The organism is Gordonia prachuapensis (assembly GCF_036350515.1).
GTDB classification, from domain to species: Bacteria; Actinomycetota; Actinomycetes; order Mycobacteriales; family Mycobacteriaceae; genus Gordonia; species Gordonia prachuapensis.
The window spans coordinates 74,883-86,110 of record NZ_JAZDUE010000021.1; the positions used below are offsets into that span (position 1 = coordinate 74,883).

The 11,228-nt window shown below is 67.4% G+C and carries 7 protein-coding genes; 4 read left to right on the forward strand and 3 right to left on the reverse strand.

Annotated features, from left to right (window positions below; genetic code table 11):
- Window positions 1–7 precede the first annotated feature (7 nt).
- Window positions 8–1,384 carry an NAD-dependent succinate-semialdehyde dehydrogenase gene (locus V1Y59_RS21040; protein WP_330506988.1) on the reverse strand — a complete coding sequence of 459 codons (1,377 nt, stop codon included), beginning with the start codon at window positions 1,382–1,384 and terminating at the stop codon, window positions 8–10.
- Window positions 1,385–1,611: 227 nt separating this feature from the next.
- Between V1Y59_RS21040 and V1Y59_RS21045 the strand changes: the two genes are divergently transcribed.
- The gene (locus tag V1Y59_RS21045; RefSeq protein WP_330506989.1) at window positions 1,612–3,705 is read left to right on the forward strand and encodes a PhoX family protein; all 2,094 of its coding nucleotides are present in this window, start codon (window positions 1,612–1,614) and stop codon (window positions 3,703–3,705) included.
- A gap of 49 nt (window positions 3,706–3,754) precedes the next feature.
- On the opposite strand, the gene V1Y59_RS21050 is transcribed toward V1Y59_RS21045, so the two are convergent.
- Window positions 3,755–3,982 (reverse strand): PLDc N-terminal domain-containing protein, encoded by a 228-nt coding sequence (locus tag V1Y59_RS21050; RefSeq protein WP_330506990.1) that lies wholly within the window; start codon window positions 3,980–3,982, stop codon window positions 3,755–3,757.
- 55 nt (window positions 3,983–4,037) lie between these two features.
- On the opposite strand from V1Y59_RS21050, the gene V1Y59_RS21055 reads away from it, so the two are divergent.
- Both V1Y59_RS21055 and V1Y59_RS21060 read left to right on the forward strand, forming a co-directional pair.
- Window positions 4,038–4,502, forward strand: a complete 465-nt coding sequence (locus V1Y59_RS21055) for a MarR family winged helix-turn-helix transcriptional regulator (protein WP_330506991.1) — start codon at window positions 4,038–4,040, stop codon at window positions 4,500–4,502.
- Between the two features lie 56 nt (window positions 4,503–4,558).
- Complete coding sequence (locus V1Y59_RS21060) at window positions 4,559–5,833, forward strand: MFS transporter (RefSeq protein ID WP_330506992.1); 1,275 nt, start codon at window positions 4,559–4,561, stop codon at window positions 5,831–5,833.
- A gap of 22 nt (window positions 5,834–5,855) precedes the next feature.
- Here V1Y59_RS21060 and V1Y59_RS21065 read toward each other — a convergent pair whose 3' ends face one another.
- Window positions 5,856–8,768: a patatin-like phospholipase family protein gene (locus tag V1Y59_RS21065; protein ID WP_330506993.1), complete on the reverse strand. Its 2,913-nt coding sequence runs from the start codon at window positions 8,766–8,768 to the stop codon at window positions 5,856–5,858.
- Between the two features lie 516 nt (window positions 8,769–9,284).
- Here V1Y59_RS21065 and V1Y59_RS21070 point away from each other — a divergent pair.
- The gene (locus V1Y59_RS21070) at window positions 9,285–10,928 is read left to right on the forward strand and encodes a DUF222 domain-containing protein (protein WP_330506994.1); all 1,644 of its coding nucleotides are present in this window, start codon (window positions 9,285–9,287) and stop codon (window positions 10,926–10,928) included.
- Window positions 10,929–11,228: the final 300 nt, after the last annotated feature.

Below are 11,228 nucleotides of genomic sequence, written 5' to 3' on the forward strand. Positions count from 1 at the left end.
CGGACACCTACTTGCGCGAGGTCCTCCGCAACCGGGTGTTGACGAATTCGCCCATGCCCCAACGCCCGAGCTCGCGTCCGTAGCCGGACCGCTTCACACCGCCGAAGGGCAGGCCCGGCAGCGTGGTGCCGTGCTCGTTGACGTAGGCCATGCCCACCTCGAGCCGGTCGGCCACCTGCTTCGCCTTGTCGAGGTCGGTGCTCCACACCGAACCGCTCAGCCCGAACCCGACGTCGTTGGCGAGTTCGACGGCCTCGTCGATCGCGGACACCCGGTAGACCATGCCGACCGGCCCGAAGATCTCCTCGGAGTAGGCATCCATCTCCTTCGTGATGCCGGTGAGCACGGTCGGTGCGTAGAACGCGCCGTCACGATCGAGCTTCTTTCCGCCCGTGTGCAGCGTGGCGCCCTGTTCGACCGCCTTGTCGACCTGGTCGGCCACGCCGTCGCGCGCCGAGATCGACGACAGCGGCCCCATGTCGGTGCCCGGGTCGGCCGGGTCGCCGACCGTGACTGATTCGAACTGGCCGACAAGGGCTTCCACGAAGTCGTCGTAGAGGTCGTCGAGCACGATGAAGCGCTTCGGCGAGTTGCACGCCTGACCGGAGTTGGACAGTCGTGCCTTCGCGGCGATCGTCGCCGTCCGTGACATGTCCTCGGTGTCGAGGAGGAGGAACGGGTCCGAGCCGCCCAACTCCAGGACCGATTTCTTGAGGTTCTCCGCGGCGGTCTTCGCCACGGCCGCACCTGCGCCTTCGCTGCCTGTCAACGAGACGCCGTGCACCGCCGGGTCGGCGATGAGGTCGGCGACCTGGTCGTTGGAGGCGAAGACGTTGACGTAGACGTCCTCGGGTACGCCTGCCTCGTGCAGGATCTCGGCCATCAGCTGCGACGAGGCGGCACAGATCGCCGCATGCTTGAGGATGATCGAGTTCCCCACCATGAGATTGGGCGCGACGAACCGCACCACCTGGTAATAGGGATAGTTCCACGGCATGACACCGACCAGCGGACCGACCGGTCGCCGCTGCACGATGGACTCCTCGGCGCCCTGCGGGTCGAGGGTCTCGGTCTCGAGCAGCTCGGGCCCATGCTCGGCGTACCAGCGGTAGATGTCGGCCGCGAGTTGGACCTCACCGTCGGCTTCCGCCTTGGGTTTGCCCATCTCCGTGGTGATCACCGCCGACAGTTCCTCGGCACGCTTCTCGTACAGCTCTGCGGTACGCGCCAACGCGTCCGCCCGTTCCTGCACCGGGGTGTCCCTCCACCGCCGGAAGCCCGCCGCGGCGCCCTGCGCGACGGCACGCACACGGTCGTCGGTCAGAGCCTCGAACTCGCGCTCGGTGACACCGGTGGTCGGATTGGCGGTCACATATGTGCTCATCGAGTAACACCTTCCTCTCGGTTGGTCTTGGCGTACCCGGGTTCGGGGCGGGCTCAAACACCGAGCCCACCGGGCACCCGGTGAGCTCTCGCACCAGCTGTTCTCCCCGTGTTCACGATCACCTTCGCGCGGGTTTCCTTTCGCTCCCTAACGTCCACACAGTTCTCTGCGCAGCCCATGCGTATCCAGCCCAGATCACAGGGAGCGACCCCGGGGGAGGCCCGATCGTGCGTATTCCGTTGCCGTTGTTGACCTCGCAGTCCGATCGGCTCGGCCGGTCCTCGCGAGCCCGCGTCACGTGCCAGTACCGATGCGGGGAGGCCTGCTGGCACGAACCCGGAAACGACAGCGACAATCCCTACTTCCGGGATGTACTGCGCGCAAAAGCTTCTCGTCGTGCCGTGCTGCGGTCGTCGGCGGGTGCGGCGGTCGCGATCGGCGCGACGTCGATGCTGGCCGCCTGCGGTTCCGACGACGCCTCCGACTCCGCGGCTGCCTCGTCGTCGCCGGTGGACGACACCCCGCCGGCCGGGATGGACTTCGCGTCCGTCGCGCCGAACACCGAGGATGCCGTGGTCATCCCGGAGGGCTACCAGCAGCGGGTCGTCATCGGCTGGGGTGATGCGGTCCTGCCCGGCGCGCCCGCGTTCGACTTCGCCAATCAGACGCCCGAGGCGCAGGCCATGCAGTTCGGCTACAACAACGACTTCGCCGGGCTCATCCCGGTCGACGGGGTGTCGGGCCACTACTACCTGGTCTGCAATCAGGAGTACACGACCGAGGAGTTCATGTTCACCGGGTACGTCCCCGGTGAACCCACCGAGCAGCAGGCCCGAATCGCCATGGCGGCGCACGGCATCACGGTCGTCGAGGTGTCGGCGGAGAACGGCACCGGCGCCATCACCCCGATCGTCGGCGAACGCAACCGGCGCATCACCGCGTCCACCCCGATGCGGCTGACCGGTCCCGGCGCGGGCAGCGATTTCGTGAAGACGTCCGCCGACCCTGCGGGCGTCACGGTGCTCGGCACCTTCGCCAACTGCGCGGGCGGTCTGACGCCGTGGGGCACCATGCTCTCCGGCGAGGAGAACTTCGACGGCTACTTCAGCAACGCGAGCGCCGTCACCGACGCCACCGCGACGGAGCGACTCGACCGGTACTCCGTCGACGACGATTCCGATTACCACCAGTGGGGTCGGTTCGACCCCCGCTTCGATCTCGGCCAGGAGCCGAACGAGATCAATCGGTTCGGCTATGTCGTCGAGGTGGACCCGCACGACCCCGACTCCACCCCGATCAAGCACACCTCGCGCGGCCGGCTCAAGCACGAGGGCGCCACGATTCACGTCGTGTCGTCGGGGCCGGACGAAGGCACCGTCGTGGCCTACACCGGTGACGACGAACGCTTCGAGTACATCTACAAATTCGTGTCGTCCCGGAAGATGAAGACCGGGGTGTCGGCGACGGCCCGCGCGCACAACATCGGCATCCTCGATGAGGGCACGCTGTATGTCGCGTCCTTCACCGGCGACAGCCCCGACGCGATCGACGGCAGCGGTGAACTCCCGGAGGGCGAGTCGTTCGCGGGCACCGGCACCTGGCATCCGTTGCTGACCGTCAATGCCGACGGCTCGGCGCAGTCCCACGTCGACGGGATGACCCCCGAAGAGGTGGCGGTGTTCACCCGCCTGGCCGCCGACGAGGTCGGCGCCACCAAGATGGACCGCCCCGAGGACATCCAGGCGAATCCGCGCAGCGGCAAGGTGTACTGCGCGCTGACCAACAACGACGAACGCGGCACCGACGGCGAGGCGCCGGCCGACGAGGCCAACCCGCGCAACGAGAACAAGAACGGCCAGGTCATCGAGATCGAGGACAACCACACCGGCACCGACCTCACCTGGAACCTGCTGCTGGTGTGCGGCGACCCGGCCGCGGCCGACACGTACTACGGCGGCTACGACAAGACCAAGGTCAGTCCCATCTCCTGCCCGGACAACGTGGCCTTCGATCCCCACGGCAACCTGTGGATCTCCACCGACGGCAACGCACTCGACAGCAACGACGGCCTGTTCGCGGTCGCGCTCGACGGCGCGCAGCGCGGCATGACCAAGCAGTTCCTCACCGTCCCGGTCGGTGGGGAGACGTGCGGTCCGATCATCGACCGTGACCGGGTGATCGTGTGCGTCCAGCATCCGGGCGAGCTCGACGACCACTCCGCCGACAACCCGGCGTCGCACTGGCCCGACGGCGGCAACACGCAGCCCCGGCCCGCGGTGGTCGCGGTGTGGCGGGACGGCGGCACGCCGATCGGGGCCTGACCCCCTCGCCCCCTGAGGAACGAGGCGCTAGCCGAGTGTCACGAAGGGCTCAGGAGCCCTTACGCCCCACCACGAAGTAGGCGATCGGACCGACGTAGTTCAGGAAACTCACCCCGAGCCACAGCTGCTTGGGACCCCTGACCTGCGCGGCCGGTCGCCTTTTCAGGTCCCGCAGCGCTGCACCCTGTAAAGCGAACTGGACCACGGCGCCGACGATGATCAACGCCCGCGAACGGGGCGAGAGCTGGGAAAACCGCTTCTTCTCAGATCCTGTCATGCATGTCACACTAGCTCAGCTATTATTTCGTAAACCTAAGTATTAGCGTTGTCATGTGTCCGAAGACGAGGTGTACCGGTTGGCGTCGGCCTTGCGGCCGTCGGTGACCCGGCTGTACCTGGCTCTGAGGCGCCGCACCCCGATCGCGGAGTACACCGCCGCTCAGGCGTCGGCGCTCGCCGTGCTGCTCGACCACGGACCGATGCGTATCGGGGAGCTCGCCGAACGCGAATCCATCCGCATGCCGACGGCGTCCAACCTGATCGACGGCCTGAGCAAGAACGGTCTCGTCGAACGCAAGCCGGACCCCGCGGATCGTCGTGCGGTGGTGGTCGGTCTCACCGACCGCGGCCACGATCTCCTCACCCAGGTGCGTGGGCGACGGGACCGCATCCTCACCGCTGCGCTCTCCGACCTCGATGAGGCCGACCGTGCCGCCCTCACGGCGGCCGCGCCCGCGCTCGAAAGGCTGCGTCGACGACTCGATGCACTACCCCAGCCCGACGGTGACACCAACTGATCTACGTCGACGACACCAACTGATCTACCGGGCCACCCACTGATCCAGAGGAACGCATGACTGTCACAGAGAACCGGCCGGCAGCCCCGGCCGACGAGCACGACCACTCCCTGCTGGAGACGTTCCGGCAACAACCGCGCACGGTCTGGGTGACCGCCTTCGCCGCGGTCGTCGCGTTCATGGGCATCGGGCTCGTCGACCCCATCCTGCACACCATCGCCGAGGCCCTGAACGCACCGCCGGAGAAGCTCACCCTCCTGTTCGGCGTCTACGTCGGCGTGCAGTGTGTCGCGATGCTCCTGACCGGTTGGGCGGCATATCGTTTCGGCCCCAAGCGCACGCTGACCATCGGGCTGTCACTGATCGTCATCGCCGCCGGCATCTCCGCGTTCGCCGGTGACATCGACCAACTCATCGCCTACCGGGTGCTGTGGGGCCTGGGCAACGCACTGTTCCTCGCGACCGCACTCGCCTTCATCGTGACGGCGGCCAAGGGCAGCCAGGCCGGGGCCATCATGCTGTACGAGGCCGCACTGGGCATCGGCCTCGCGGTCGGACCGCTGCTGGGAGCCGTTCTGGGCGAGGTGAGTTGGCGTGCACCGTTCGCCGGTACCGCGACCCTGATGCTCATCGGCGCGATCCTCTGTGCGGTGATGCTGCCGTCTGACGGACCCCGTGCCGGACGCACCCGCGTCCGTATCGTCGACCCGCTCAAGGCATTGCGGAACCGCACCCTGTTGATCACGTCGATCGGTTCCGCGTTCTACACGGGCGCACTGTTCACGGTCATCGCGTGGGCACCGATCGCGATGGGACTGCGACCGCTGTACGCGGGTCTCGTCTTCTTCGGCTGGGGCGTGCTGACCGCATTCGCCGGTGTCCTCGTGGCGCCCTGGCTGGCCGAGCACATCGGCCAGAAACGCGGCGTCCTCGCGGCGATCACCCTTTACGCCGCGGTCATGGCGCTGGCCGCAGCGGGTGTGCTCACCGACCAGGTCTGGCTGATCGGCCTGGCCGTGATCCTGTCCGGCTTCCCGTCGGGCGTGCTGAACACACTGTTCACCGGAGTGGCGATGTCGTCGGGCGACGGCTCCACGCCGCAGTCGGTGTCCAGCGCCGGATACAGCTTCCTGCGTTGGATGGGAGCCGCGATCTCGGCCGTGTTGGTGGCCTACCTCGCCGAATGGTTCGGGTCGATGGCCGCACCGTTCTGGTTCGCCGCGCTCTACTGTGCCGTCGCGGTGGCGGCCGTGTCGTTCGTCCGCGGGCAAGCGGCCGAGTCCCACGATGTCGACGACACCGCCGCGCTGGTCGGCGCCGAGGAGAACTGAGCGACTCAGCCCCAGAACCGGTTCAGCACACGAGCTCCCGCGCCCGCAACGCCTCGGCACCGATGAGCCGTCCGAGTTCGGTGTAGGCGGCGAACTGGCCTTCGTCGAACCACTGATCCGACGTACTGTCGTGCGGGAACACCGGATTGGTGTTGGCGTAGGTCATCAACCAGTCCGGGCATTCCTGCCACAGCACGGCTTTGGCGAGGAGGAGGCGTCCGGTCTGCGACACACCGCCGCGCGGCGGGTAGGTGATCGTCGCCGCCACCACACAGCCCTGGGTGATTCGTGCGTTGAGCGCGGCGAAGTCGTCGTCGGGGTCGAAGGACTCCCCGGTCCCGGGCGCCAGATACTGCGCATCGAAATCGTCCGGCGCCCCGTCGCCCGGGAAGGTGAACGTGACACCGAGCTCGGCCCGGGCGAGCCGGACGGCATCGGCCAGGGTGCTGAGATTCGGCGGAGTGTCACCGGTGGCGTCGATGCAGACGATGGTGGTGCAGCGGCGGCGGAGGGCCTCGACGAGTCCGAGATTGTCGTAGTGACCCCCGTCGGAGATCTGCAGCAATCGTCCACGGGCGGAGTTGATGCCGAGCACCTCCCGATAGAGGTACCCGGCGCCGCGGTAACGGGGCAGGCCGTGCGGCCACGCCCAGTTGTCCTTCTGGCTCGCCGAGGCCGCCAGGAACGTCGGATTCGGGAGCCAGGTGCCGAGCCGCGCGCCGGAGATCGCGAACAGTTTCTGATATCCCGAACCCATCCGGCCCATCGCCGATGCGAACGCGGCCCCGCTGACGGCGACCGCCGCCTGGACGGTGAGATCGCGGAGAAGGCGAGGCGGGGCAAGGGCTTTCAACGTCCGCGTCGACACCCACCCCACGTCCGGGCCGCCGACATAGTCCGTCGCGAACGTGAACGGGACGGCGTTGAGTCCGGCGGCCGGTTTCTCCGTACCGGAAATCGTTGCGGCGGCGGCGAAGACGAAATGCGGTGTCGATCCGGGGTCGTGGAAGTCCGCGAGTTCGGTGGATTCGCTACTCGGGTACGGCACCGCGACCGTCCGCTTCGTCTCGCGCCCACCGACTCTCGACGTGACGGTCAACCGTCGCACGGCGAACGCCCGCGCCAGCCGCCGGCGGTAGAACGGATGCAGACTCGACGAGGTGACGTCGTAATAGGACAGTGCGAGAGCGATCGTCACCGCAAGTGCGAAGACGATCCACACCCCGCTGCGGTCGGCGGTGTCGCTCACGAAGGTGTCGAAGGTCCATGCGCCGGCGCCGCCGAACGTCGCGAACCACGTGAGAGTCACCACCAACAACGTCACGAGGACGAGCAGCAGCTGAATCGCACCGCGAGGCACGCCTTTACGCGGCGACTCGGTCGTGCCTCTGATACTCGCGACGATCTTGCCGACGATCCCGCGGTTGCGCCAGAGGATCGCGGCCAGGACCGCGGTGTAGTTCAGCAGGGCGACCGCCGAGGCGCTCCAGACCATCCCCGACGACGAGCCGGCGAAGAGCGAATCGGCGACCCGCAGGAGACCGGGCGCCGCAACGGTGATCGCCGTGATGATGGCGACGCCGATCGCGAAACAGATCGCGGCCCGGGAGAGGACGGCGCGGATCTTCTCACCTGTCGGGCCGGCCGACATCGCCTCGGTGAATCCGGCGGCGACAAGAAACACGAAGCAGACTGCTGCGAGCGCCCCGAGGATCCACACCGTGGCAGTCGAGTTGGCATGCAGACTCGCCTGTTCCGGCAGTGCCGTGTCGCCGGCAACGGTGTCGTCGGGCACCGGCACGACTGCGGCGATAGGAATGTGGGCGTAGGTGAGGCCGGCCAGCACACCGGCGATCACCGCGGGAGTGAAGAGGATGGTGAGCGACAGCAGCATGTTCTTGGCGATGACCACGAGGGCAGTCGCCATCTCGCCAGGGCTGTCGGCGATGTAGCTGGCGCGGCGCCGGACGTAGTCGTACTCTTCGCTGCCCTCGTCGAAAAGGCCTTCGAGGGGGACTCGTTGCACCGAGCTGCCCGACTTCTCGTACGCGGTCCTGTCGGTGGCCGACCAGTAGTCGAGATTCGGCTCGTGTCGGCGCATCGCCTGGAGGAGTGCGCCGGCCGTGTACCCGCCGCCGGACACGGAGACGACGTAGTCGGGTCGCATCGGTGCCCGGTCACCGGACTTCTTGGTGAGGCTCTGTTTGGTAAGGCTCTGCATCGCGCCGAGCGCGACACAGGCCGATCGGACGCCCCCACCGGACAGACAGATGGCGGTCTTGTCATGGTCCTCGGTACCGACCGGCTCGGGGGTCGGGGTCAGATACGCACGGTCCCAACGGGGTTCGTCGGCCCAGTGTTCGTCGCTCGGGGCCGGATGCCATGCGTCGGCGCCTTTCTTCTTCAGCCACCGTCGCGCCACCAGGGTCTCGGCCAGGCTGACGATCGCCCACGCCGCAACGACCGACGCCGGCAGCAGGAGAGCGAACTTGGCCGTGGCGAACACCGCCGAGGCCGCGATGCCGCCGAGCCGCCATTCCGTCAGCAGAGCGAGATTCTCGGCAAGATCGAACAGCCCGGCCGCGACGATGCCGACTGCGGCTACGGTCGACACCGTCCGATACGGCTTGGTGAAGGCGAGCAGTCGGCCGAGGAACGCCAGCCCACCCAGGGTGAGGACGTAGCCGAGGATCAACCCGAGATCGGCGGCAAGAGTGTCTCGGAGATCGTCGAGCCGGTCCGGATCGGTCGGCGGGTAGCCGAACTCCCACGCGAGGATGCCCGGCTCGTAGGACGGAACGATCGTGACCGCGATCAGCGCGATCCCCATCCCGATGACGAACAAGACCGCCACCACGGTGTTTCGGTCGGTCGGCTTGCGGGCAGCGGAGAACCGGATGCCCATCCGACTCGGGATCACACTCGGTTCACTCATCGCTGGCCTCCGGGATGCGCTACCGATCTGCTCTGCCGCTGTGCTGTGCTGTGCCGACGTGCTCTGTCTACACCCTTGGGTATGGTCCGGGCCAGGGGCGAGTGAGGTGCGCGTCGGTGGATCGGATGACCCTGCGCGAGCGTGCGGGCCGGTGCATTCTTTCGTCAGTTGAGTAGCCGCGCGAGCCTGCGAGCCACCGTCCTCCTCTCGCTGGTTGAGTAGCCGCGCGAGCGTGCGAGCCGGCGCCCCCGCTCGCTGGTTGAGTAGCCGCGCGAACGTGCGAGCCGGCCCCCTATGTCGTTGGTTGAGTAGCCGCGCGAGCGTGCGAGCCGGCGTATCGAAACCCCCCGTGACCTGCACGAACAAAACTTGTCAGACCCATGTCGTAGTTTGGTTGTCAGCAGGAACGAAACGATGTTGATGCCGGCCGAACCGTGGGGTTCGGCCACCTTTTCAGATATATGTGGGATGCGGTGTCCTGCGCTGCCCATATCTGTCTCTGAAAGGGCGTTTACGGTGTCGGGTCCGGGGTGGGCGTTGTCGTCGTGGTGGCGGGATCCGTCACCGTGGCCCGACGTGCCGCCGATCTTCACCGGCGGCCTCGACGCCAGCAACGTCGCGTCGACGGACACCAATGATCTGATCGGCGCGCTCGTCGCCGACGTGCGCGGTGAGGCGTTCCTGGCGTGGCACCGCTACCAGATCGCCGCCCAACTGCATGCCCGTCTGGTGGGTGATGAGCCGTCGGATCACGACTTTCTCCTGGTCGACGGCCTCGCCGATTGCGCCGCCCGGGTCGCGTTGGGGTTGGGCATCGGACAGGCCGCCGCCGAACGCCTGATCACTGAGGCGATCGCGCTACGTGACCGACTGCCGCAGGTGTCGCAACGGCTGCGGGACGGCCGGATCAGCGCGGCGCTGATTCCGACGATCATCTCGCGTACCGACCTGGCCGACGGCCAACCCTATGCGGCGTTGGTGGATGCCGAGATCGCCGCCGAACTCGACGCGCACGCCGGGGGCTGGTCGGCGCACCGGCTACGCGACATGGTGGACCGGATCGTGTTCCGGCACGACCCGGATGCGGTGCGGGAACGCCGCCGACGCGCCCTGGACGCGCGCGGTATGCGCACCAAGAACAAGCCGGATGGGATGGCCGAGATCTCGGCGACCATGGCCGCGGAGAATGTGCGGATCGCCGCCGCCGCGGTGAAAGCTCTCGCCAACTCGGTGTGTGAGTTCGATGAGCGCACCCGACAGCAGCGCGCGTCGGATGCGATGTTCGCCCTGCTGTCCGGCACACCCTTCGAGTGCACCTGCGGCCGCACAGACTGCACCGCGCAGATCCCGGAGCCCGGTACGGTCCCACCGGTCGACGCCAAAGTGGTGGTGCATGTGGTGGCCGATGAGTCCACGTTGAACGGCACCGCACAGCATGCCGGGTTCATCGCCGGGCACGGGGTGATCTCCGATGACCATGCCCGCGATCTCGCCGCCCGCCCGGACGCGGTCATCTCGCCGCTGGTGCCCGAGGGCACCCCCACCAATCCGGATGGCACGGTCACCCTGCCGTCGCATCTGCCGTCGGACCCGTATCGGCCGTCGGCTGCCTTGGACCGGTTTGTGCGGGTGCGTGATGGCTACAGCGTGATCCCGGGCAACCCGACGTCGTCGTTCGATGCCGACCTGGATCACGTCAACGAGTACAACCACCAGCGTCCGGAGCGGGGTGGGCAGACCGAGCCGGACAACCTGAACGCCAAAGACCGCTTCTCCCACCTGCTCAAGACGTTCGGGCGGTGGGTGGACGAGCAGTACCGTGACCGGCGCGGCCGCCTGCGCACGGCGTTCACCACGCCAGAGGGGCTGATCATCGACGGTGAGCCCGACACTCTGGAAACGATGTTCCCCGGGCTACGTCGCATCCGATTCGCACCACCGGACCCACCACCGCGGCGGTCGGACACCGACCCCGACCCGCCACCACCGACACCATCGACGCCCGAACCACCCACCCGATCCACACCCCGGGTGGCAGCCAAACACGCCCGCCGACAACAAGAACGAGAACGCAACCGACAACGGAGAGAAGAGGCGGGACGAGAACAGCAGGAACGAGACCAGGAGGAGCAAGAAGCCGAGGGAGGCGAGCAGGACTGATTAGCCGCAGTTGGACGACTTGCGGCGGGATGACACCGTTCATCTCCCTCGATGGTCGAGTAGCCGCTGAGCCGCTAGGCGAGGCGGCGTATCGAGACCACTTGCGTCACAATCGTTTCCGGACACCACAGAGCGTCACCGGATCTCGATACGGCTCCTCGCTGCCGCTCGTCACCTACTAATGGGAGCTACTGGGTCTGGTCGTGAGTTTGGGTCAGACTTGGTGTTGGTGGCTGCTGCTGGGTGAGCACTCGTGCCTACGGAACCGTTGATGGCGAGTTCTGGATCGAGACCGTGCCC

Bases quoted from the DNA above. Each gene is read 5' to 3' on its own strand.
- V1Y59_RS21040 (WP_330506988.1), bottom strand. From the start codon at position 1,384: ATGAGCACATATGTGACCGCCAATCCGACCACCGGTGTCACCGAGCGC.
- V1Y59_RS21050 (WP_330506990.1), bottom strand. From the start codon at position 3,982: ATGACAGGATCTGAGAAGAAGCGGTTTTCCCAGCTCTCGCCCCGTTCG.
- V1Y59_RS21060 (WP_330506992.1), top strand. From the start codon at position 4,559: ATGACTGTCACAGAGAACCGGCCGGCAGCCCCGGCCGACGAGCACGAC.
- V1Y59_RS21065 (WP_330506993.1), bottom strand. From the start codon at position 8,768: ATGAGTGAACCGAGTGTGATCCCGAGTCGGATGGGCATCCGGTTCTCC.